Raw genomic sequence first — 21,914 nt, 5'->3', positions numbered from 1 at the left:
GCTTGTGACCCAAAGCAGCCTTTAAAGCGGCTCGAAAATCATCTGCCAGCCCTTTCGGGTGTCCATGTATTCGCGAACCAGCTTGATCCGCTCGCCGGAAAGGACAAAAGCGAAGCAATAGTCATTCTCGTAGGGCTTGCCTCTAGGAAGAGTGGCTCGCATTCGCTCCTCGACGATCACAGTATCGCCATCGGCATGAATGCCCCGAAACGAGATGTCGACGTTCGAGAACAGATGATGCATTTCCGAGGCAATAAAGTGTGCGATTTGGTCCGGTCCAATCATGTGATCTGTGTGTTTGAGAGCGACCGCCGTGGCATTTCCAGCCGGTGCGATCCATTCGGCATCGGGAGTAAACAGCTCCGCGATCAACTGGGCATCACGGGTTTTAAAAGTCTTCCAGGCATTGATCACGATCTCTTTAGGATTCGTGCTGTTCATTTTTGCTTCTCCAAGTGCTCAGCGAATTTGGACCTTCTCTATAAGAAGGGCGCACCGATATCGCTGGCCGGAATCGGACCTGATCATCTCAGGGCTATTCTTCTGGCTGCGGCCTGCGGTAAAATGAGTCATGCTCAGTTTTGAGGTATGCAACACCGCGCGCTTGCAGCGCGATCCCCGCTATGACGGCCGTTTCTACACGGCAGTGAAGACCACGGGAATCTACTGCCGCCCAGTTTGCCCGGTGAAGCAGCCGTTGACCCGTAACGTGGCCTACTATCAAACTGCAGCGGCCGCCGAGGCTGCGGGGTACCGACCTTGCCTGCGTTGCCGTCCGGAGACCGCGCCCTTCTGTGCTGCCTGGAATGGCACGCGTTCGACAGTCGCGCGGGCCTTGAAATTGATCGATGGTGGCGCCTTGGATGACGCTTCGGTTGCCGCACTGGCCGATCGGCTCGGGGTAAGCTCGCGCCACCTTGCGCGTCTGTTCGAACGGTACGTCGGGGCCAGCCCCCAACAGGTCGCGAAGACCAGGCGTGTACAGCGGGCGAAGCGCCTACTTGACGAGACGACTGAACCACTGGCCCAGATCGCCTACCGAGCTGGCTTTGGCAGCGTGCGCCGGTTCAACGCCGTCTTTCGCGAACTCTATGGGCGCTCGCCCTCCAGCATTCGCCACCGCCGCAGAGTATTCGCCTGAGGTCGGGCATCCCAACGTTGGTCCGCTGTTGGCCCTTCGCTACCGTTGACGCGGTGCCGCTATATGTCGGTTCAGAGGGGTAGACCGGAAGTTCGCTGTGGAGCGCTGGACCGACGCTTTTGACCCGGACCGGACATCGCGTGGCTGACATGCCTATTCGAGATTCTGTAGCAGAGGTCATAGCCAGTCGGTTCCAATGTGTTAGTTTGAGGCGAGTCATAGGCTGTCTCTAGGCTTTGCGGAGGCATCAGACATGAAGCGGCGCGAGTTCATCACGGCACTCGGCGGCGCTGCGGTGTGGCCGCTGGCGGCTCAAGCGCAGCAATCTAAAAAGATTTACCGAATTGGATATCTGACGGCTAATTTGAGCAGCTATCCTTGGGTAAACGGCTTCGTCCGCGAATTAAGTGATCGCGGCTATTCGGAGGGCAACAATCTCACCCTCGAATGGCGGGAGGCAAAAGGACATTCGGAACTTCTGCCCGAGATGGCTGCCGATCTCGTCCGGCAGAATGTGGACGTGATCGTGGCTGTGGGAAATTACCCCGGACTTTTGGTGCAGAAGATTACTGCGAAAATTCCCATTGTCGTGCTCTCGAGCCGCGGCGGCGTTGAAGCCAAATTATACTCGTCTCTTTCACATCCTGGCGGGAACCTTACGGGTATCGACAATCTCTCGCCTGATCGCGATGTCAAACGAGTCGAGTTCTTGAAAGAAATTGTTCCAAAACTCTCGCGGTTGGCAGTTCTTTACAATCCGCTTCCCTCTCACGCCAGCAATCATCTCAACAGTATTTCTTCCGCATTTGAAAAATTGGGAATAGAAGCGCAGCCGTTTGAAGTTCGTTCACCGCCGGAATTTGAGGTCGCGTTTGCTTCAATCCTGCGCAAAAGGCAGGATACGATGATTGATGCGATGACTACTGTCACCGATCCGATGTTCGTCTTTGATCGCAAGAGGATTGTCGACTTCGGAATAGAAAACAAAATTCCGAACGCCCATGAATATCGAGAATGGGTGCAGATTGGCGGACTGCTTGCCTATGGTCCGACAATTGATGGAATATGGCGCCGGGGCGCTTATTTCGTCGAGAAGATCCTCAACGGGGCAAAGCCAAGTGATTTGCCCGTCGAAGGGCCGAGCGAATTCCATCTTGCGATCAACCTCAAAGCTGCCAAAGATATGGGCCTATCTGTTCCTCAGCATTTGGTCGCGAGGGCTGACGAGTTGATTAAAGCGGACGTACGCTAAGCGCTCAGCTAAGGACCACCCATTGCAGACCTCCGGGTTGAAGACCGGTAGCATCCCGATGTTCTCGAAGGTCAAGGCGCTCGGCATCGATATCCCTGCGACGCTGCGCGGCCGCGCCAACGACGGTTTTGCCGATCAATTCGGATTGCGCTTACCGTAGTCATTCTAGATCGACGATGCACAAAGCTTCACCGGCGGCATCGTACATCCATGTTCGGCCGAGCCGATTGCGGCTCAACCGCGCGACTTGTTCCGGTGCTCGGCCGCTTCGAATTCGCGGAGCCGATCGATTTGCGCTCTCAGGCCCGCCGGTACTTCCGGCTCTGGTTTCAGCGACGCACGTAGTCTCTCGCCGATCTCTCGAACGATGGCCCGACTGTGTATGTGGTCAATGTCAATTCCGTTGCGCATGACCGAGCCTTCGGTTCGGCCAGCACGCCGTGCACTCCTCCCGCAACCGATCGGGGCACTGCTGGCGATTTTGAATAGAACCGGAGACCGTCGCTTTTGGCTATCTGCGCGAGCGCTTGTATTGAGAACAGCGGGTCGTTCGTCACGACCTTTGGCTATCCGCGACATGCGCCGTGTTACTACCGGCGAGCGACGGCCTCAGTGTTTCTAAGGCTTGGCGGACCTTTTCGTTCCTTGATTTCCTTCCGAAGGAGGAACCTGCCCAGCGGCTAGTCGCTGGCGCCATGGAAGCAACTTCCGATGCGGCCGAAAACATTGGGCCGCAGCGTTCGGGAACCATTTCTGAGAGTACCCGGTTAGTTCATGGGGCGATAAAAGGGGATCATCGTCATGAGGACCAAATATCTCGCTGCGATAGCGATAGCTGTTGTTGCTGGTAGTGGGCTGGTCGTGAATTTCGTCGGCTCGCTTCGCGAAAAGCAGTCCACGCCGGCCGCCATACAGGTGGCGGACCGATTAGCTGGGTCCTTGGATCCGTATTTGCTACGGTCTGGTGGCTAAAACGGCCGGTGTAATTCAGAAATGCATTGACGGCGCTGCCTTAAGTCATGGGGCATCGCGCCCGCTCGGCGAGCAAGGCTGTAACGCCTTTGCCTCACATCCCATCGCGCTCGCATCCATACGTCGCATTCCTCGTCTGTCGGATTGAACGCTGCCTCTGCTTACGCCGCAACTTCGTGTCGTTACTTCCGGTCTTGGCCCTTAGCCGAAGGTCGATTGAACGCTTGTCATGTCGGCTGTCAGGGGTAAACCGAACGCCGATCCAAATTGGCGTCCACGGCTGCTTTGACCCAATTCAGACATCGACCTCTCTCTCTCTCTCTCTCTTCATGTTGCAGTAGTCTTGAATTGAGACGCCCCGACCAAATTGTCGGGGCGCTCGTCGATTTCATATCTTCGGCCAACTAGCCCTTAGACGCTTGTCTCGCCCATGGCCCGTCGGGTCGGTTGGCGCAGCGACATATCTAGAATTCGGCGCAACAAGGAAGTCACGTCAGAGGGCAAACCGACGCGATCGGCGCGCGGTCGCGTGCGCCATTCGCTCCTACAATCGACTTTTGGCGAAGAAACGAGCCTTAAGCCTTTAGGTCCGTGATCCGCATAATCGCCACCACGTTCCCATCATTGAACGCCTGCTCCTTTGTGTCCTTGTTGCAGGTCCAGACAAAATTCTTCTTGCCGGTAAAGGTCTTTTCGTCCTGCTCAAGCCGAAGCTCTCCTTCGGTGATATGGCAGACCATGGCATTCATCATCGGGGGCCCCATGGTCTTCGATCCCGGCTGCATGATGATGTCGCGCATTGAGACGGTCTTAAAACCCGGGATCAGCGATGGTGTCTCGCTATCATACTCACGCACCACCACACCTGGCCACGGAGTTGTGTCCTTGTAGCCCGTAGTTTGAGCGGCGGCGGGCTTTATCATGGCCGCCGAAGCCGCTGCCAACCCGAATGTCAATGCAGACCTTCGATCGATCTTGCTCATCGCTTTTCTCCCTGGGTTACTGCAACAAGCCGCCGCAAAAGCTGCGCGCGTGTGGAATGTGAAATCGTGGTGTGAAACCGAAAAGGGGGCGGTCTCTTAGGGTAGCGTACCTGCCGACAGCGCTAGTACTGCTCGTTCGTCCCGAACGGTGACTTCGGCACATCCCGCTTCAAGGGCAACCACATTCTACGAGAACGGACGCGCCCTAGAAATGGGTGTTTCGTCCAAGAGGCATAATGCCTCAGTTTGCTTAGGCCCGAAGTTCGGACCGGGCGTCAGCAACTTCACACTGCGACCAACTGAATACGCAAGTCAGTATCACTGACTGGTCCTGTGGCGGGTCGCAGTAAGTGTGCGGCCACGACCTATTGGCGTCGAGTGCGGAGGCGATGATGCTGCTCCCGCAAGACCGCCCGGGGTTAGCCCATCAGCGAAGTGGCAGCACGCCTCAGTTTTATCGGACAAAGGGCAAGCGTCCGATGGCATCAGTGCAACCCGGAAATGAAATAGCTCCAAGCGGTGGCCGGTATTATACTGGTGCTACTGGAAGTGCTGTTTCAAGCGTTCGTGGAAAGATTGCTACGACCAGTCTGGGAGGAACATCTGATGACGACCATGTTTATTAGACACACGGTTTCCGACTACAAGACCTGGCGGAAAGTTTACGACGATTTTGCTCCGGTTCAGAAGGCGAAGGGCGTAACAGCCGAGGCTGTCTACCGAGCAGTCGAAAATCCCAATGACATCACAGTAACTCACGAGTTTGCCACGATTGAAGCTGCGCAAGCCTTCGCGGAGAGTGCTGAATTGAAGAATGCCATGCAGAATGCGGGAGTGGCGAAAGCTCCAACGATTTGGTTTACAAAAAAGGCGTGAAGTATCGATCCCGGCCAAGTGCCGGGATTTTTTGCTGTGGTGGTACCATGTCGCCTGTTTGCCCATTGAGACATGCCGAGGCGGTCTGACGATATCCGAACACAGGGGTAGACCGGTAGAGAACGGCACGCGGCCAAAGTGACGCGATTGACCCTGGCTGTGTAAAAACGCAAAAGATCGAAACGCGACGAGAATGACATTCTGGCTTTGCGGGCCCGCTGCCCTAGAATTGCGGCGATCAGGATGGGCGAAATGCAGTATGTTTGCGACGCGCCGAAGGGTAAGACCTGGTTCCGTATCGAGACGGAAGGTGAAGCGGTGCAAGAGTCGCGCCTGATGCGCCACACAGTCGAGAAATATTTCTGCCGCGAGCGAGAGAAGGCAGTCCAATCCTGGCGTCCGGAGCAGCCCAACGCGATCGAGCGCGACATCGGCCTCGAGGCCCATGTACAGCGAGAGATGCCGCTTTTCCTCACGTTGCGTGACAGGGAGGGTAATCCCCTGGCTACAGCGATGCTGCCACCGGGTGGCAAGGATCGCGGCGGGTTCCGGATCATCATCGTTGCCGCATGCAATGCCGATCCTTATCCTGAGCAGGATGCGGCCATCGCTGCGCTAGGAGCGCATTTCGGTCTCACACTCGATCGCCACCGCTGCTTCCCCTACGGCCGCTAAGGAGCCTGACAAATATCGCTGCTTGGAGCGATGTCGGCTCATGGCCCGAAGGCGAATATCGCCATCGTGTCCGGCACGTCGGCAGTCGGGGCCAGAGCGGACATCGAGAAGACGCGGGCAAAATCGACGCGAATGACCCAACTCCGACTCCGCCGAACGATTGCGTTGATTTACGCGACGCGATCCTTGTCGGACTGTTCCTCGACTGCCGTCACGGTTTCTTCGAATCCCTTTTCGTAATTGCCCGCAAACCTTTCGATGCTGTCGGCCCACATCCTCAGAATTGAGACCTGAAAATGCATAATTGGCTTCAAGGCAATCATACCGATTTCTGTCGCTGCGGTTGTGCGCTTTTGGGCGTCGCGCGCGAAACGGCCTGAGTTAGAGATGTTGTCTGCCATGGCTGCTTGCTCCTTCTGCTCGGGTGATTAAGCCCAAAGCGACCTGCCAGGTTGTGCACTGCGTGATGCTAACCCCTCGGCTAAAGCCTGATCTGCGGCGAGTCTCGCATGTCGGTCGTCATGCAGTTCGTCCAGCTTTTTCAGGTAAGCGACCGCTGCTATTTGCAAGAGATCGAAATCATATTCGCCAGCATCGCGAAGATTGGTAACGTAGCGAAAGAGGGCGGAACGCCTGTTATCGTTCTCACTAATACCACTATGGAGCAGCAAGTAGTTCCGCCAGGCGAACGCACATGCGCCTTCTATGGCTTGAGAAGTCATGGGCACCTCCCGAAGGTCAGAGAAAGACTGATGAGCCGTTTCGTTCCGCGAATGTCTCCGATGTAATGCTGTTCCGTAGGTGCGCCGCAAGGTGTTTCGCGAAGAGGTCAGTGCTGTGGTAGTGGCGGTGTGCACGTCATCGTGCGCTCTGTTGCGCCTAAAGCCGGCGATCTCCTTGTCGATTTTTACCGCAAATGACAAGGTCAAAGAACCTACCGCTCGGGCGGCGTTAACGTTGCAATGCGATGGCTTCCGGATTGATCACGAAGTAAGTCAGCCCCATCTCGGCTTGAACGAAAGGAGAGGACACGCAACTTTGGGCGAAGCGGGGGATTTACGCCGCCGATCTTTTCTTTGTTCCACGGACGTGCTTCGAGACGTTCTCATTGATTCTTGGACATCGATCATGATGACTTCCTCGCTAATGAGGTTGGCCATTCTCAAGCCGATAACCTTCCGAACCTGCGTCGGCTTTCAGACGATTGGAGACGTAGCGCCCAAACGCGCCCGGGCGGTAACCCGGATTGGATCAGCAAACACCGTTCGGAATGATTTCTGGTATTGGGCCCTTTGTGGTCAACGGCGCACGGCAGACGGTTGCTGACCGGTCCGCCGAAATGAAATGGATCAACGGCTGGTCGACGGCCGCAACCTTCGGAGGGGAGTTCTCCAGCGTGACGCGCAGCTACGCCGAAGGGCGTGGTGCGTATGCTTGCTAACATCGCGACTTCCGCTGTTGGCCCGTGGCTGCCCTTCGCTCAGAAAACTGAGGGGGTCAGCTTTCGAAAGGCGAGCCGAACAGCGCAATTCGGCTTGGTACCAACCGTAATACTGACAGGACCTGTTCCTCGAAACCGGGCGACCGCGCGATGTTGCGTAGGAGGGCGGAGGTAAGCCTCGTCTCCATCCTCTATTCTAGGGAGGCATCAACAGCAGGGAGCTAACATCATGCGCGCATTTGGAGCTGTATGTTTCTCACTATTACTGTCGGCAGTTCCTGCGACTGCAGCAGATCAAAATCTCAAGGAGGAGATTGGGAAGATAGCTTCAGCATACGAGCAGCACTTCGACAAACTAGATGCTGCTGGGATTACATCACTTATACGAAGAACTACCTGCGTGTTACTCAGAATGGAATTGAGCTCGATAATACCAAGTTTTACGAGGACGGTTTCAAAGCTGGACTTAATCGCCTCGAGGTGAAGGTGATCGAAGTTCAGCCATTGTCAGAAAACATGGCTCTATCACCGAACAACAGCTGCTGAGTGAAGACCGGGCTGCAGCAAGGACAGCCCTGCAGGACCGAGTCTGGCCCTAAGCCGAAGAGCGGTTCAGCCGTGATGTCCGCTGTCGCTGGTAATGAGGGGCAGAGCAGGTCCGCTCTGCGCAGCCAATTCAGACGTCGACCTGCCCTGCTATTGCGAGTGCATCGTCGACTTCAATTGCCAGGTACCGGACGGTGTTCTCGATTTTGGTGTGCGCCCGGCGTGGGAGCACGCCGAACCTGTTTCCGCTTGAAGCCCTTGAACGAGCTGGCCCTTGGGCTTGCGGTGATGAGTTTCGCCAGGAATTTGCCTGGCGCGCGACGATGCGGCGACCGCTCTCGACGTGACGGCGCGCCTGCGAACTGTTCGACGGTCATTGGATGCATTCCCAGTGGCCGGGGAGCGCAAGCGGCGTGCTCGCCGGATGGACGCCAAAGTCCAAACGGGTGACGCTCCCATTCTCAGATGTCGCGCTCTTGGGCGCGGGTATATCCGCTCATCCCTTGAAAGTCCCCTAGGGGCATCTAAATATCATCCGCACGCCATCCAGTCGGATGGTGATTGAGGTGTTTAGCGCTATGGCCGACAATGTGCGCGAGTTGCGACCCAAAGCCCCCGACACTGAGAAGATCACGATCAACCTTGGCTACGTCGACCTCGGTCATGTCGATCTTATGGTGCAGGAAGGGTTCTATTCGAACCGGACCGATTTCATCCGGACAGCAATCCGGAACCAGCTCGAGCGCCACGTAGAAGTCGTCAGACAATCCACGGCCCGGAAGAACCTGGACCTTGGGCTGCGCAACTACACTCGCGAAGATCTCGAAGCGGCGCGGCGCACCGGCGAGATGCTGCAGATCAATGTTTTGGGCTTAGCCACCATCGCCCAGGACGTCACTCCTGAGTTGGCTCGCGCCACAATCGCGTCGGTCTCGGTGCTGGGTGCCCTTCACGCCACTCCCGCGGTCAAGGCCGCTCTCGCCGACAGAACGAGGTGAACGATGCTGAATCAAGACATAGTCCGCGAAGCAACCCGCCTCACGCGTGCCGGCCAATTGGTCGAGGCCACCGCGCTGCTGCAGCGCATGCTCCAGGGCGATAGCGCTCCAAGACCGGACTCTCGCGGCGCCTCTCAGGCTCGGCTCCCGCGGCTCGATCCGCTCACCATCGACGCCACGGCCGAAGTTGTCGAGGAGCGGGAAGCTCCGCAGATTGCGCCGACCCGCTCTGCTCAGGGACGCAGACGCTCCTTACCGGTCGACGGCATGCGGGATTTTTCCGGGCTCGGCCTGCGAAGTCCGATCACGCGCGTTCCTCTGTCCCCATCGGACATCGTGCCCGAGAACACACGATTTATCGCCGGTACCTTCAGTAACGCCGCGGGAAGCCGGACCTACAAGCTATTCATCCCAAGCCGATGTCAGGGACAACAGGTTCCCCTGATCGTCATGCTTCACGGCTGCACCCAATCGCCGGACGATTTCGCGGCCGGCACCCGGATGAACTTCCTGGCGGAAGAGCAGAATTGCTTCGTGGTCTATCCTGAGCAGCCGAGCGGAGCCAACCATTCGAAGTGCTGGAACTGGTTTCGCACGGGCGATCAACGCCGCGGCGGGGGCGAGCCCTCGATGATCGCCGGCATTACCCGCCAGATCATGCGCGACCATGCAATCGATCCGAAGCGCGTATACGTCGCGGGTCTGTCGGCCGGCGGGGCCGCCGCCGCCATCATGGGCGCAACGTATAGCGACCTGTACGCGGCCGTCGGAATTCATTCAGGCCTCGCGTGCGGCGCCGCGAGCGATCTTCCCTCCGCGTTCGTAGCCATGCGGCAGGGAGGCGGCTTCAAGGCAATTGCGGATAGCAAAATTTCCGTGCCGACCATCGTTTTCCATGGCGATCGCGACACTACGGTGCATCCAAAGAATGGCGACCAGATTATCGAGCAGTCCGCCAGGGCAACGAGGCCGACGACGACGGTACTTCGCGGACGCGTACCCCACGGCCATGCCTATACTCGCACCGTCCTGATCGACGGGGCCGGTCGGACGATTTCCGAACACTGGAACATCGATGGCGCCGGACACGCGTGGTCAGGAGGTAGTCCCGCCGGGTCCTACACTGATCCGCAAGGGCCGGATGCGACGAGGGAAATGCTGCGCTTCTTCCTCGAGCATTCGCTCGGTGGGTAGTCTGGCTTCACAGGGCGCTCAGGTTGTCCTCGAGCACGTCCCCGAGCGTCCGACCGCTTGGCGTCGCCGAAGCCGGCCTCTATCCGCCAGCGCTGGGCGCAACGGGCGAGAAACAGGTCGCATAGATCACCGGGACTTTGGGATAATCCTCTCGGCAACGTTCGGTATGTGCCATCCGTCGATGTTTCCGGGCGGCTTGACGACCGTGATGAGAACGTCGGCGAGAAAGCGGTCCTTTGGAGAGCGCAACGCGCGGAGGCCTGATCGTTCTCAGATTGACGCCGTTGAGCATAGGTCTGGAAGATCGCCAGCTAGACGTTTGTTGGTTGGAGTTGCTACCTAAAATCATCCTCGACAGCGCAGAACGTCCGATTGATCTCAGTTCATGCGGGACTCCAACAATGCAAGGGCTTGGAACGCCACGTCACAAAGCCTGTTGTCCTTTCAGAAATGACCGTTGTGGTCGCCCCCCCATTTTCTTGGAGTGTCAGATGAGCAAACGCAAGCCGGCGACAGCGCCGAAGCGCGCCCGCAATCCGAAAATGGCCGCGCGGGCCCAACAGAACAAGCAGGCCATTGTTCGAAGCCCGAAACAGGATTTACTTCGCTCTGTTGCGGCAGTCTCGATTGAACCGCCCCTTGGGCTTTATGATGACTCTAAACACGAGGTTCCTCTCATTGAGCCTCGGGTGGATGCCTTACCGGATGACCTCAGTCCGAGAATCACGGATAGCGATCCAACGAAAGGCGTTGCTTTAGCGACGGCAAACATGCAGGCGTATCAAGCGAAGCTTCTTGAGATAGCCGCGGCCAACGCGCAATTTGCTTTTGAATTCGGCCTCAGACTTGCGACGATCAAGTCACCGACTGAATTTTTTGGCGTTATTACGGAGTTTACAACCAGACGGGTCGATATGGTCGGGCAGCATTCGAAAGAACTGGCGGCTTATCCGTTCTGGCGCATCAATCCGCCCCAAGAGCTCACCGCTCTGTCGGGACGATAACTGCAAGCCGTATCCGCTGCGGCAAGGATGGAAGCGAACGCGGATCACGCACGCGCGGTTGCTTGCTTTCGGCTGGGAGCGCGGCTCACACCGAGGGAGCCGAATCAGCATCGGCCCTAAGCGGCCTCGGTGCCGCCAATCCGAGGTACCCGCCATCGCGCATATAGGTTGACACCATGTCCACAACAGAAGCCGTGCTGATGATCGTTTTGGCAGGACTTGTCGTTTTGATCCTCGGCAACATCGCGTTTCAGGTGGCAGCGGAGCGAAAGAATCCCCCGATCGGCGTCTTTACCGAGTGCGACGGAGTGCGCCTTCACTATATTGAACGGGGCGATACCGCCGCCCCTTGCGTGGTCCTGTTTCACGGGAACGGCACCATGATTCAGGATCTCGTCCTAAGCGGTTTGGTCGACCGCCTGGCCCAAGAGTATCGCGTCGTTTGCTTCGACCGGCCAGGATTTGGCTACAGCGACCGTCCGCGCACGCGCATCTGGACGGCCACAACGCAAGCTTCCTTGTTCGCGAAGGCTCTTGATCAGCTTGGAGTGCGCAATCCCGTGGTGCTCGGCCACTCCTGGGGAACGCTGGTGGCAATCGCGCTGGCGCTGCGAAGCGGTTATGCCGTGGGTGGGCTCGTGCTTGTGTCCGGCTACTATTTTCCAACCTTTCGGATGGATTTTTGGCTCATGTCAGGTCCGGCACTGCCGCTGCTCGGGGATCTGATGCGCTACACTATCTCGCCGATCATATCGTGGGCTATTGCGCCGAAGCTGATGCGCACGCTGTTCGCGCCGCGTGCCATTCCGCCGAAATTCAAGAATGAATTTCCGATCTCGTTGGCTCTCCGGCCCAAGCAGTTGAGGGCGGCCGCCGAGGAGAGCGCGTTCCTTATTCCAGCTGCCGCGCAGTTGCAGCTTCAGTATCAGGACATCCGGTTTCCCGTTAGGATCCTGCATGGAAAGGGTGACCGGCTCATCGAGGCCGACCAGTCGCGCCGCCTGCACGAGGTGTTGCCCAGCTCGGCGCTATATCTGGTCGAGGATGCCGGTCACATGGTTACCTATGCAGATGCTGCGGGAATAGCGGATGCCGTGGCGGCGCTGGCGCTCACCGCGCCGGTGAGGACCGCATAGGCTGTCTTGTTGTGATGCCGGTGTCCGGAAGTGGCCAATTTCAGACTTTCCCTTCGGTTCGGAGACTGTCGCGTCTCAGCGTCATTTTTTGTCACTGCGCCCATCAGGTCGCGAAGCTTTTGCGAGGCGCCAAAGTGGTTGATGTGCCCGTTGAGCAGCCGACTTAATTTGAATTGATCATCAATCTTAGAACTGCAAAAGCGCTCGGTGTCGAAATGCCGCCTGGGTTGATCTCCTGTGCCAACAACACGATCCAATGAGGTGGTGACTTCCGTTTTTGGCCCTTCAGCGACCTCGGCAGACGTCCGCTTTCCCGCCGCTGGTAGGGGGTGAGCGGACATAAGGCGGCCAGCTGCTTAATGAGTACACAGCCTAGGAGGGTCCTGCTGCCAGTTAAATTCGGCGACTGTTCGCGATTCCTCGCCGTGCGCAGACGCCGCCCCTGCACTGGCGGTGATCCACAGGCGATGCTTGCGCTATTCCCGCCGCGGCATGCGGCACGGATCCGTAGCCCGCACATCGCCTGTTTCGTCCAGCCGTTTGCACGCAAATTCCCTGTTCACTACCGATAAATTCCCTGTTCGGATTCGGCGGATCGCGCCCCGGATGCGCTGAATTTCAAGGCAAATGTTCGCATTTCCATGGGATAGCGGCCTCACCGCAGGCGCGCTTTCCCTGTAAAATTCCCTGTTCGCAGGGAATTCGGACCGCATGTTGGCGCAGAGCGAAATGACAACCATCCAGTCGCGCACGAGCGTCCATTGCACGTCCCAGGAGAGATGGCCCGCGATTGGGACCACCCCTGAGACTAGTCAAATTGGGCCATCGGGTCTGTTCGCTTTCGCACTCGCGCGAGAGCCGGACCAGGGAGTCCTGATCGTCTCCCATGATGGTGCGTGCATCCGAACCGCCGATGAAATGGCGGCGGTCGTCGGATCGAACCTAACGATATGAGTTGGCGCATCGGCGCCATTTGCCTGGACGAAGCCACCGGGATCTCCGGTTGTCGTGTTGCGAATACAGCTCTTGGCTGCACTGCCGCGAACCCCGCAGCTGCGGGGCGAGACACCGGCTCGACCTGTGCGCCCGGTCGAATGAGTAACGCTACAAGTGCAGAGGAATGCCAGTCCTTTCTGCAGCAATGTTGTTGCTCATCTTGCGGCCAAATTTGTGGTGCAATCGATAACCGGGAACTTCAAGCGAGCGAGCGGGCGGCCCGGCACCGGCTCTCGCCCAAAAGCGACAAATCAAAGCCAAATGCATGAAGGGACACGGCAATGAATCATGGCGAAAGAACGCCCATTGATCGCCGCACCGGTTACGCTAGAGCCAAAGCCGAACGGTCGATGCCAACAACTCTGCAGGAACACCTTGAACAGGTTGAGCGCGACATCGAATTATACGCAGAGTTTGATAAGGCCGAGAAAGCTCGGTTCAATCGCGAGTCTTACTTATGGACTGCAGAAGAACGCATCGAGTGGCAGGAGACACAATCTGACAATGCCAAAAGAGTTCGTGAATTGCTCGAACAGCGCGGCGCCTTGCGCCGGCAGCGACCAGCAAAGTGGCTGTGAAGCGGAGAGTTGAAACTGTCATTCTAAGTACTTCCGCCATCTTTAATCCGACGGGTCGCCTCGCCACTTTTCTGCAGATGTTGGTATTTGGGTTGCAGCGGGATTATGTTTTGCGGGCGTCCGCCGCAAGTTTTTTGGCCTTCTCGTTCTCCACCTGCTCTTCGACGAACATGAGGATCCTGCGGCGAGTAGCTTCGTATCACACGCTGAAAACCGCAGCATCCAAAGGCCTTCGATAGTGTTCGGCATCAATTGTCCCGGGTAAAGCCGCAAGCGTGATAGGGCTCCGCGGGCTCACAATCGAGGTGCGCGATCGAGGCGTGTGGCTGCTCGGCGCCAGTTCTCCGGGCAACAGTTCGCCGCCGCTCACGACATCCCGACCCGTGCTGCGTTTTCGCGGGGATGAAGCGAATGACCGATTAAGGCTTCTGTCGTGTCGCCCGCCCGCGCCACATCGATTTTCGTCTGTGAAATAGCCTGTGCGGACCGTAGTCTCTTCAGCCCTCAACACGCGGAGTCTAAGGCTCTGAAGTTCGGCAAGCTCCGAACGGGCGCATCGCAATGCTGTCTCAGCAAAATTGCGGAATTATACGCCACAGCACGTTTACTCGTCGCACGCCCCTAGAAATATACGTTGATCAAAAAAGCGGGAACAACATGCAATAGAAGGACAACCTTTGAGTTTACATTAGTCAAGCTGCACCGCGGCGACGTGCGCGAACCACCTCGAAAAGAACTTCAGCAGCACCGCGCTCTTTGGCGAAATTCTGTAGGCGGCGGCCAGTGCAGTTGACCCAAATCACGACGATGGCGGCCGTTACGGTGACTGGGCTTGCGCACTCAGGCGCGATCGGAGCGGCCCGGCCGGTCGCTCGCGGCTGAGGTTAATCGCGGCACCGGAAGGAACTTCCTGCGTCTGTGGTGGATTTGCTGTTCAAACAAAGGGAGATCATCCATGATCAGAAAATCTGCACTCGTGGCACTTGCATGCATTGCTCTGTCCTCACCGGCCTTCGCGCAAGGAGGTGGCGGAGCAGGAGGAGCCGCTGGCGGTGGCAGCGCGGGGGCGGCGGCGAGTTCCGGCGCTGGCACCGGCACCTCAACGAGCAGCACTAATTCCGGAGCCTCAGCTCCCTCAGGCATGGGAACGCAGGACACCACGATTGGCGCCAGCCACAGCAATGCATCGCAGAACAATCCGAACGTCCAGCCGCCGACGCCAAACGGAACATCGCCGACCGCTGCACAGGCGGAGCGAAATAGCGGCGTAGGTCATGCCGCCAACGGGTTGCCGATCGGTAGTCCCGGTACGGGCACCAGCAACGAAGACCAAAAATAGCGATTCCCTGAGACTAACGCCCGCAAGTTTTGTGGGCCTCTTTCGCGCGCATGCGGCGCGCACTCCGAACCGCGACTGGTGAGGAGCCTTGAAAGTAGGTAGGCAAGACGCTCCTGCATTGATGGGCACCTCCAACTCTATGGCCCGCCGAATGGCGGCAGCGAGATTCTTGAGCGGCAGACTTGAAGTGTTAGCCCGCCCAAGGGAAATGTCTTGGAAGGAGCGAGATCGGGTAGGAAAGCGATGGCGTCTCGACGCAAACTCGGATCACTTGTTCGGCCGATCGCTCATGCGTAGGCTCGTGTAGTCGCCCTTTTGCTTTGGCGCTTTTGCTGTGCGAGGCCCGCTTGCGGCCTTCTGTCTCTGCTTGGCATGGTTGAGACGAGTCTCATCTGCAATGGCCGTCGACAGACAGAGCTCATAATAGACGCTCCGTCCCGGGCGGCCACGCTTGGCCTTCAGCTTGCCACGGACGGCTTGCATGTCCTTTGACGCTTCGGGCGAACAGTCCGTGAAGCGTCGCCTCGTGCGGGTGTAGCTTGGTCGTTCGCCTGTCAAGCTTAACCTCAATCGGCTGCTCCAAAAATCTCGTAAGCTTCGACGGCCGCGGGAAGTGGGCGCTCTTCGGCCGGCCGCGCCGCTGAGGCTGTGGCCGGACTCCAAAGTGCGTTGCTTTAGGCGGCTTGCCGTAGCCGACCTCGTACGGACGTTCCTCGTGCTGCTTCGCAAGTTTGCGGCGGTCGGTGCCACCGCTCTCATCAGCTTCCATCATCTCAACTCCACTTCGGCATCAGCGCCTCGGAGTGAGAGGTCTTGCAGCAGAAAGCCACGAAGACGCCACACGCCCAGGCGCGACAATCGCGCATCTAAAGGCTTGATGACACTTTTTATTTTGACTTGGTTAGTTGGGATCAGCGCCGAATTTGCTTCATTTGCCCTGCTAATTCCCGTTCGGGCGTTCGCCTAAGATGATCGATGGTCGCCCGGCGCGCGCACCACTCCGTTTGAAGCGCTCCGAATAGATCGGACAGTCTGCGACCGGTGTGTTAAAGGCGGGGATGAAAAAATTCATTTTGGCGACGCTGCTCATTACGACGCCGGCATTGGCGCAGACCGAACCGCCAGCTCCGAAGGCCCCATTGACCGATCGCGAACGGGTTCAGGCCGATCGTGCGCAGGCCGCCACGCAGGAGAAGGACGCCCCAACAGCGCGCCCTTGGGACAGAGGGACGGACGGCAAGCGGCCCTGGGAGCGGGGCGCGTCGCCGAAGTAGCGGCCCTCGCGGCAATCGGCGGTCCTTCCTGACGGAGCGAAGTCTTATTTGCCTGGCCCGCTGGCGGTGTTCGGCTTGTGCCCGACCCTGCAGCGCGAGCTGCATGACCAGCTCAAGGCCATCATTCAAAGCCAACACTCAAGGCCAGGGTCAAATACAAGGCTCAAGGCCAAGACGCGCATTCGTGCGCGAGCGCATTCTCAATGGGATCCAAACGAAAACCGCCGCCGCTGGTTGCCCAGTCGTGCGGCGGTTCATTATCGGAGCGCAGCTCGGCTCTTGCCAAGCGCGCACATATCTAGCGGACGTACCAATATCCCCACCAACGCTGGGACACGGGCCGCGCTTCCGCCTTCATGGCCGCGACGTCCTCGACGGAGCGTAGCTGCGGGCCATAGATCGCGGGCGGATAGACGTCATCCCACAACACGACCCCGGTTCGGATATAGGCGGCGTGATGATGTGGCGGAACGAGTGTGAGCTCCGCGGCAGGGGCGGCAGTCGTGGTCAAAGCGAGGCCAAGGGCAGAAAGAGCAATGAATGTACCGGGAGCGCGAAAGTTCATTGGATTGAATCCCTCTCAAAATGCGGCGTGAAAATAATGCGACGGCTTCGGAATGGTTGCAAGTGTCTTCCTGAGCGTCGGCTCATTCCCGAGGGGGATAGTTCGCAACCGAACCGGCTTGAGCAACGCCGCCTTGGAGGCCGTCCGCGCCACTTGCGAAAGCTTGCGCCTCGACGGGCAGAAAGAATGCCGGAGCACCGCTGCTTCCCGACAGAGCAGGCCTGAACAATCTTTCGGCGTCCTCAATCATCGCGAACCATGATGTCGACACACTGCGTGCTCTTGATGGGCATCGCACCATCCAGGACGGTTTCCATGGCTTCTGGATTGTTGGCGTCGTCCCCGGACCTCAACCTTCCGGCATTCCGACAAGCGTTTCGGTCTCATGGGTTCGCGTGACGGGATCTCGTTCGGATAAGACGTCAAAAGAAGGTACAAGGGCATGACCAAGGCGAGGAAGGATGCTCCGAGGCGCTACATCGTAGATGGAGCCGGACAGCGTGTCCTGGTCGGGCTGACGAGTTCGGAAACCGTCGAGTTCGAGAGGCTGGATAGTCCGGAAGGGTCTCTGGGAGGCCCTTCTTTGCTCCAGGAGCACCTTCGCCTTGGTCAGAACAACAGCGATGAGCGCTGGTTGGAACTTTACCTCAAGCACGAGCGGGCCTGGAGCGTTTGGATGGCGGAAAGCCGAGCACGCTCGCATTCGCTGTGCATGCTCAATTAGGTGTCGGTTGGAGGCATATTCGCCCCTCCTCGTAGAGCTCGCCCCGGCCGATCGACAGCAGGCGAATGCGGATCGTTCACACCGCGAGCATTCGGCTTCCCTGGATGCTCATCAGCGTGAGATTGCCCGTCGCATAGGCGCCTGTGTCGATGTTGGCGCGATTGTTTCGCACGTCGGCGCTCCGCACCGGCGTGTGACCGTGCACGATATATTTCCCGAAATGCTTCTCGCTCTCCAGGAACTCCGCGCGAATCCACAAAAGATCGTTTTCCTGCTGTTCGGACAACCCCACGCCCGGTCGGACGCCCGCATGCACGAAGAAGAAATCCCCGCACGTAAAGCTCAGCCGCAGATTGTCCAGAAATTCCAGATGTTCAGTCGGCATTGCGCGAATCAAATCGCGCAAGATCGATGTTGGCTCATCGCGCTTCAGATCTGCCGGAGCGAGTCCATAGGACATCAATGTCTGGGTTCCGCCGACGGCAATCCAATCCTCGAACAGTGAAGGGTCTTCGAGCACCTCCACCAGAAATGCCTCGTGATTACCCTTGAGGAAGACCGCATTTCCTCGGCGACTCCGCTCGACTAGGATGTCGAGGGTGGCGCGCGTGTCCGGACCACGATCGATGTAATCGCCCATGAAGACCTCGATCGCATAGTGCGGGCGGCTGCGAGCCATGTCGGCGTCGATGACCCGCAACATGGGCTGCAGCAGATGCGCACAGCCGTGGATATCCGAGATCGCATAGATGCGAACCCCCTCGGGCAAGTGCGGCTTTTGGATTGGCCGACGTCGTCGGGCGAGAGATATCATGGCGCACAATCGATCAGGTGGTCGACAAAATCTCCCCAAGTCGCCGCACCTGAGAACTCTCCATCTGACGCGAACAGTGTGCGGTGGATAGAGTGACGTCCTCATTCTCCGGTGATCACGCCAAAAGAAGGGCGGAATTCTTTTGTGTGGTCCGCCGGACAACAGGGCCGTGGAAACTGCATTACTGAAGTGCACCGCGCGGCAAAGATGCATGCCTAATGCAAATCCGGGGTACATCCGTAGATAGATATCCGCCGGAGTTCGCGCAAATGACTCCAGTAGCAGTCTCGCAACACGATGGAAACGTCGCAAAGATGAGCGGACACCGCTCGCGCGACCATTGAAGCATCGTGTTGGAATGTGGAACTTGGTTCAGAACAGGGCAACGCGTCACCGATATGTCAGCACTGTGACGAGAGCTTTGAGCGCCACAAATTCGATGCGCATTTTCGACGCGACGCATATCCGGGCATCGTAAATTTGCGTGCGGCGCCACACAATCGCTGCGATCACTTAACACCCTCTGCTTGGGAAGCGGCAAATCTTCAGCATCACAATGACCGCCAGGCACCCTCCACACTTCGAGGATCGAATGGTTGTTGCAGCTTATAGCTCTGAAAGCGCTTATGCGGTGTCCTCCGCACGGGGCACGGCTCTTCAGAGGCCTTTTCAGCTTTTCGTTATCGCGGCCGACCTTTTGCAGATTTTGCTCTGCTACGCGCTAGCGTCGGAGCTTTATAACCTCGCCACGCCGTCATCCAGAGACGGAGCGCCCATCGGCGCCGGATTGATCGTCAGCACAGTGTTTGTTGTGATCGCCTATTCGCAGGGTGTGTATGCAACGCACCGTCTGCTAAATCTGGTCTGGCAATTGCGCAAAGCGGTGATCATCTGGCTGGTGTCACTGACAATCCTTGCGGTCGCGGCGTTTCTATTGAAATCGTCGGACAATCTGTCCCGCGGCACGTTCCTCATCTTTACCGGCGTTGGCGGTGTTGGGCTGCTCAGCCTGCGCTTTGCGTGGCAGTGGGCGCTTCAGACGAGCTTTGCCAAGGGCCGATTGGTCGACCGCAAGGTTGCCCTACTCAGTCTGAAGCCGCTTGATTTCACCTCGAGCCGTTTCAAGGACCTGCGCAAGAATGGGTTCGACGTGGTGCGCCATTTCGTGCTTCCCGCTAATAACGATGGGAACGGTTGGGAGAGGCAAATCCGCGATGTCATCCACCAAGCCCGTGCAGCAGATGTGCAGGAGTACCTGCTGGCGGTTGACTGGAACGAGCTACCGTTGTTGCAGCAACTCGAACTGCACTTGCGCGCCGTGCCACAGCCGATCCGGCTATTGCCGGATAATTCGATCGCCGATCTGGTATCGCGCCCGTTTTTGCCGGTCAGCGGCACGGTGGCAATTGAGATTCAACGGCCACCACTCAGCGTGTTTGAACGTCTCCAGAAGCGCTGCCTCGACATCGGTCTGGCCTTGTTTTCGCTCGTGGCCTTGGCGCCGGTGCTGATCACGGTTTCCATTCTAATCAAGCTGGATTCGCCCGGGAGCGTGATCTTTCGACAGTCGCGCCGCGGCTTCAACGGCAAGCCGTTCGACATTTGGAAATTTCGCAGCATGAACGTGTGCGAGGATGGTCACTCGATTACTCAGGCGACCAAGCGGGACGCCCGCGTCACGAGGATGGGGCGCTTCCTTCGCATGACCAGCATTGACGAGTTGCCCCAGCTCTGGAACGTGCTGCGAGGCGACATGTCGTTGGTCGGACCACGCCCACATGCGCTTGCCCACGACAACTATTATGACGAGATCATCAGCAATTATGTATACCGCCATCACATGAAGCCAGGCCTGACAGGCTGGGCCCAGGTTAACGGCTTTCGGGGCGAAACGCCGACCATCGACCTGATGGAAAAGCGGGTAGAATATGACGTTTGGTATGTAAGGAATTGGAGCATTTGGCTCGACCTGAAAATCATGGCGCGCACGGCGGCTACCGTCATTTCCCAAGAGGCCTACTAGGTCAGCGCAGCGGCTTTGGCGGCTGGGGCCGTGGACTCATTAGCGCTGAGCTAGCTGTGGATTGAGGCAAGCAGGCTCAGCGGAGAAGTTGCGTGTGAGCTTGTCGAAGCGGTCTGGTCGTCGGAACTGTTTACGCTTGCAGAAGAAGCGTTCGGTTTAGGTTGCCCTGACGGCACATCGCAGACCCGCAGATTGGATGTTGGGCTGAGCAACATTGCTCCCGATCGGATCGACCACGGCATTGCTGTCCTCGCCGGCGACGACCCTCGTGTGCGTAGGCGGGCCGGCGAGAGGTTGAGGTACTGCGCTTGGATCCGAGGCCTGTGAGCGCGAGAGCGGCAATCTCATGGACCAGCCATCTTGATCCACAACAGCGTGGATTTTTACACCAGTCCTCCACGAGAGCGGCCAATTGCGTGATCTATCAGCCGCCACTCCGCCTCGGTCAGACTCTCGCGCGCCATCGCAATGCTCCTTTTGGAGCTCGCGCCAATCACCGACCTTCAGGTTTTATGCCTCCCGCGCATCTTGTTCCACAGCCCCACGATGGCCTTTCTCAGTGCGAGCAGCCGGGGCATCAGGACGAAGAAAACTCCCGTTGCAAGTGATCCGAGAGCGTGGCGAAGGGAGAATTGTTCGTTGTGATCGAGCTGGTCTTGATGCTTTTCGATCGGGACCGGCGCCAAGATTGTTCCTGATCTGTTGAGGCGCGATCGCGACCCGCGGGGAGGAACCACGATGAGCACGAATAAAACGTTGAGCAGCAGCCAGATGCTTACTATGGCAAGTACCGTCATCCAATCCCACCGAAATGCAAGCTCAAATATGGGGCTAAATTAACCTTAGAAACCTCGGAACGGAAAGGCGCATAGCGCGCCTGGAGCGTAGATCGGCTCGTTCCGGCCAATGACGTCCCAAGATACTCTATCTCAATCACCTCACGGCTGCCTTCATCAATCCGTGCAAAATCGGCTACGACAGTGAGGGGCGTTTGTGGACTCCGTACGAACTACGGTCGGCGCTGGAGCCATGGATCGCGCGAGCGCTATGCCACAACGAAGCTCGCGTAGAACCGCTCGACATTCGAGGCGCAGCAGATGAGTCGGAAAGATGATCGAGCGGCAGCTCTCGGAGTGTCTTGCGCAACGGCGCTCGGCTCCCGCACTGCCATGAACCCCGTCTGGATGGGCATGACAATATGTCGGGCTACGGTGGAAATCGTACGTATAGCGCAGGAGAACTGATTATGAAAGGCAAACGCGCAGCGACGCGCCACGCACAACGGTTTGCCTGAACGATGGACGACCTGAAGCTGTGACGAAGCGGTAAACTCGGGCATCACCCCAGATCGGATCTGGTGAGGTTGAGAAGACCTGGTCAACT

20 protein-coding genes are annotated in these 21,914 nt (G+C 57.9%); 13 read left to right on the top strand and 7 right to left on the bottom strand.

Annotated elements, in window-relative coordinates; genetic code table 11:
- Positions 1-21: 21 nt before the first annotated feature.
- On the bottom strand, positions 22-441 hold the full coding sequence (locus ABIB90_RS23455; protein ID WP_354172217.1) for a nuclear transport factor 2 family protein: 420 nt from the start codon (positions 439-441) through the stop codon (positions 22-24).
- 130 nt (positions 442-571) lie between these two features.
- On the opposite strand from ABIB90_RS23455, the gene ABIB90_RS23450 reads away from it, so the two are divergent.
- From ABIB90_RS23450 to ABIB90_RS23440, 3 genes are all read left to right on the top strand, one after another.
- A complete protein-coding gene (locus ABIB90_RS23450; RefSeq protein ID WP_247532489.1) occupies positions 572-1,141 on the top strand; it encodes a bifunctional transcriptional activator/DNA repair enzyme AdaA in 570 nt (189 codons plus the stop codon).
- Positions 1,142-1,394: 253 nt separating this feature from the next.
- Positions 1,395-2,393: an ABC transporter substrate-binding protein gene (locus ABIB90_RS23445; RefSeq protein WP_354201443.1), complete on the top strand. Its 999-nt coding sequence runs from the start codon at positions 1,395-1,397 to the stop codon at positions 2,391-2,393.
- A gap of 22 nt (positions 2,394-2,415) precedes the next feature.
- Complete coding sequence (locus ABIB90_RS23440; protein ID WP_354172221.1) at positions 2,416-2,553, top strand: hypothetical protein; 138 nt, start codon at positions 2,416-2,418, stop codon at positions 2,551-2,553.
- A gap of 1,387 nt (positions 2,554-3,940) precedes the next feature.
- On the opposite strand, the gene ABIB90_RS23435 is transcribed toward ABIB90_RS23440, so the two are convergent.
- A complete protein-coding gene (locus tag ABIB90_RS23435; RefSeq protein WP_085357631.1) occupies positions 3,941-4,348 on the bottom strand; it encodes a hypothetical protein in 408 nt (135 codons plus the stop codon).
- A 606-nt stretch (positions 4,349-4,954) separates the two neighbouring features.
- Between ABIB90_RS23435 and ABIB90_RS23430 the strand changes: the two genes are divergently transcribed.
- Positions 4,955-5,224, top strand: a complete 270-nt coding sequence (locus tag ABIB90_RS23430; RefSeq protein WP_354172224.1) for an antibiotic biosynthesis monooxygenase — start codon at positions 4,955-4,957, stop codon at positions 5,222-5,224.
- Positions 5,225-5,467: 243 nt separating this feature from the next.
- Positions 5,468-5,899 (top strand): hypothetical protein, encoded by a 432-nt coding sequence (locus ABIB90_RS23425; protein ID WP_245285917.1) that lies wholly within the window; start codon positions 5,468-5,470, stop codon positions 5,897-5,899.
- A 170-nt stretch (positions 5,900-6,069) separates the two neighbouring features.
- Here the strand turns inward: ABIB90_RS23425 and ABIB90_RS23420 are convergent, their stop codons facing one another.
- Positions 6,070-6,300 carry a hypothetical protein gene (locus tag ABIB90_RS23420; RefSeq protein WP_007595383.1) on the bottom strand — a complete coding sequence of 77 codons (231 nt, stop codon included), beginning with the start codon at positions 6,298-6,300 and terminating at the stop codon, positions 6,070-6,072.
- A gap of 27 nt (positions 6,301-6,327) precedes the next feature.
- Positions 6,328-6,621 (bottom strand): hypothetical protein, encoded by a 294-nt coding sequence (locus ABIB90_RS23415; RefSeq protein WP_083869852.1) that lies wholly within the window; start codon positions 6,619-6,621, stop codon positions 6,328-6,330.
- Between the two features lie 524 nt (positions 6,622-7,145).
- Here ABIB90_RS23415 and ABIB90_RS23410 point away from each other — a divergent pair.
- From ABIB90_RS23410 to ABIB90_RS23380, 7 genes are all read left to right on the top strand, one after another.
- Positions 7,146-7,340, top strand: a complete 195-nt coding sequence (locus ABIB90_RS23410) for a hypothetical protein (RefSeq protein ID WP_354172227.1) — start codon at positions 7,146-7,148, stop codon at positions 7,338-7,340.
- Positions 7,341-8,464: 1,124 nt separating this feature from the next.
- A complete protein-coding gene (locus ABIB90_RS23405) occupies positions 8,465-8,884 on the top strand; it encodes a ribbon-helix-helix domain-containing protein (RefSeq protein ID WP_035992306.1) in 420 nt (139 codons plus the stop codon).
- Positions 8,885-8,887: 3 nt separating this feature from the next.
- The gene (locus ABIB90_RS23400; RefSeq protein WP_354201441.1) at positions 8,888-10,078 is read left to right on the top strand and encodes an extracellular catalytic domain type 1 short-chain-length polyhydroxyalkanoate depolymerase; all 1,191 of its coding nucleotides are present in this window, start codon (positions 8,888-8,890) and stop codon (positions 10,076-10,078) included.
- A gap of 491 nt (positions 10,079-10,569) precedes the next feature.
- Positions 10,570-11,082, top strand: a complete 513-nt coding sequence (locus ABIB90_RS23395; protein ID WP_354172233.1) for a phasin family protein — start codon at positions 10,570-10,572, stop codon at positions 11,080-11,082.
- A 176-nt stretch (positions 11,083-11,258) separates the two neighbouring features.
- Positions 11,259-12,218: an alpha/beta fold hydrolase gene (locus ABIB90_RS23390; protein ID WP_354172235.1), complete on the top strand. Its 960-nt coding sequence runs from the start codon at positions 11,259-11,261 to the stop codon at positions 12,216-12,218.
- Positions 12,219-13,495: 1,277 nt separating this feature from the next.
- On the top strand, positions 13,496-13,792 hold the full coding sequence (locus tag ABIB90_RS23385; protein ID WP_246649357.1) for a hypothetical protein: 297 nt from the start codon (positions 13,496-13,498) through the stop codon (positions 13,790-13,792).
- Between the two features lie 2,397 nt (positions 13,793-16,189).
- Entirely contained in the window at positions 16,190-16,405 is a 216-nt protein-coding gene (locus tag ABIB90_RS23380; protein ID WP_007595348.1) for a hypothetical protein, read from the top strand.
- Positions 16,406-16,703: 298 nt separating this feature from the next.
- Here ABIB90_RS23380 and ABIB90_RS23375 read toward each other — a convergent pair whose 3' ends face one another.
- Together ABIB90_RS23375 and ABIB90_RS23370 are read right to left on the bottom strand one after the other, a co-directional pair.
- Positions 16,704-16,970 (bottom strand): hypothetical protein, encoded by a 267-nt coding sequence (locus tag ABIB90_RS23375; RefSeq protein WP_007595347.1) that lies wholly within the window; start codon positions 16,968-16,970, stop codon positions 16,704-16,706.
- An 800-nt stretch (positions 16,971-17,770) separates the two neighbouring features.
- On the bottom strand, positions 17,771-18,508 hold the full coding sequence (locus ABIB90_RS23370) for a metallophosphoesterase (RefSeq protein ID WP_007595343.1): 738 nt from the start codon (positions 18,506-18,508) through the stop codon (positions 17,771-17,773).
- 592 nt (positions 18,509-19,100) lie between these two features.
- Between ABIB90_RS23370 and ABIB90_RS23365 the strand changes: the two genes are divergently transcribed.
- A complete protein-coding gene (locus ABIB90_RS23365) occupies positions 19,101-20,531 on the top strand; it encodes an undecaprenyl-phosphate glucose phosphotransferase (protein WP_219684428.1) in 1,431 nt (476 codons plus the stop codon).
- A gap of 503 nt (positions 20,532-21,034) precedes the next feature.
- On the opposite strand, the gene ABIB90_RS23360 is transcribed toward ABIB90_RS23365, so the two are convergent.
- A complete protein-coding gene (locus ABIB90_RS23360) occupies positions 21,035-21,328 on the bottom strand; it encodes a hypothetical protein (protein WP_219684429.1) in 294 nt (97 codons plus the stop codon).
- Positions 21,329-21,914: the final 586 nt, after the last annotated feature.

The organism is Bradyrhizobium sp. JR4.1 (genome assembly GCF_040548605.1).
Lineage (GTDB): Bacteria > Pseudomonadota > Alphaproteobacteria > Rhizobiales > Xanthobacteraceae > Bradyrhizobium > Bradyrhizobium canariense.
The sequence above is the reverse complement of the archived record's forward strand: the minus strand, read 5'-3'. Positions and strand labels throughout refer to the sequence as shown.

What these genes read in the sequence shown, in the direction of transcription:
- ABIB90_RS23450 (WP_247532489.1), top strand. Translation starts at nt 572, where the DNA reads ATGCTCAGTTTTGAGGTATGCAACACCGCGCGCTTGCAGCGCGATCCC.
- ABIB90_RS23380 (WP_007595348.1), top strand. Translation starts at nt 16,190, where the DNA reads ATGAAAAAATTCATTTTGGCGACGCTGCTCATTACGACGCCGGCATTG.
- ABIB90_RS23415 (WP_083869852.1), bottom strand. Translation starts at nt 6,621, where the DNA reads ATGACTTCTCAAGCCATAGAAGGCGCATGTGCGTTCGCCTGGCGGAAC.
- ABIB90_RS23425 (WP_245285917.1), top strand. Translation starts at nt 5,468, where the DNA reads ATGGGCGAAATGCAGTATGTTTGCGACGCGCCGAAGGGTAAGACCTGG.
- ABIB90_RS23435 (WP_085357631.1), bottom strand. Translation starts at nt 4,348, where the DNA reads ATGAGCAAGATCGATCGAAGGTCTGCATTGACATTCGGGTTGGCAGCG.
- ABIB90_RS23400 (WP_354201441.1), top strand. Translation starts at nt 8,888, where the DNA reads ATGCTGAATCAAGACATAGTCCGCGAAGCAACCCGCCTCACGCGTGCC.
- ABIB90_RS23375 (WP_007595347.1), bottom strand. Translation starts at nt 16,970, where the DNA reads ATGAACTTTCGCGCTCCCGGTACATTCATTGCTCTTTCTGCCCTTGGC.
- ABIB90_RS23360 (WP_219684429.1), bottom strand. Translation starts at nt 21,328, where the DNA reads ATGACGGTACTTGCCATAGTAAGCATCTGGCTGCTGCTCAACGTTTTA.
- ABIB90_RS23385 (WP_246649357.1), top strand. Translation starts at nt 13,496, where the DNA reads ATGAATCATGGCGAAAGAACGCCCATTGATCGCCGCACCGGTTACGCT.
- ABIB90_RS23445 (WP_354201443.1), top strand. Translation starts at nt 1,395, where the DNA reads ATGAAGCGGCGCGAGTTCATCACGGCACTCGGCGGCGCTGCGGTGTGG.
- ABIB90_RS23430 (WP_354172224.1), top strand. Translation starts at nt 4,955, where the DNA reads ATGACGACCATGTTTATTAGACACACGGTTTCCGACTACAAGACCTGG.
- ABIB90_RS23370 (WP_007595343.1), bottom strand. Translation starts at nt 18,508, where the DNA reads ATGATATCTCTCGCCCGACGACGTCGGCCAATCCAAAAGCCGCACTTG.
- ABIB90_RS23420 (WP_007595383.1), bottom strand. Translation starts at nt 6,300, where the DNA reads ATGGCAGACAACATCTCTAACTCAGGCCGTTTCGCGCGCGACGCCCAA.
- ABIB90_RS23405 (WP_035992306.1), top strand. Translation starts at nt 8,465, where the DNA reads ATGGCCGACAATGTGCGCGAGTTGCGACCCAAAGCCCCCGACACTGAG.
- ABIB90_RS23365 (WP_219684428.1), top strand. Translation starts at nt 19,101, where the DNA reads ATGGTTGTTGCAGCTTATAGCTCTGAAAGCGCTTATGCGGTGTCCTCC.
- ABIB90_RS23455 (WP_354172217.1), bottom strand. Translation starts at nt 441, where the DNA reads ATGAACAGCACGAATCCTAAAGAGATCGTGATCAATGCCTGGAAGACT.
- ABIB90_RS23395 (WP_354172233.1), top strand. Translation starts at nt 10,570, where the DNA reads ATGAGCAAACGCAAGCCGGCGACAGCGCCGAAGCGCGCCCGCAATCCG.
- ABIB90_RS23390 (WP_354172235.1), top strand. Translation starts at nt 11,259, where the DNA reads ATGTCCACAACAGAAGCCGTGCTGATGATCGTTTTGGCAGGACTTGTC.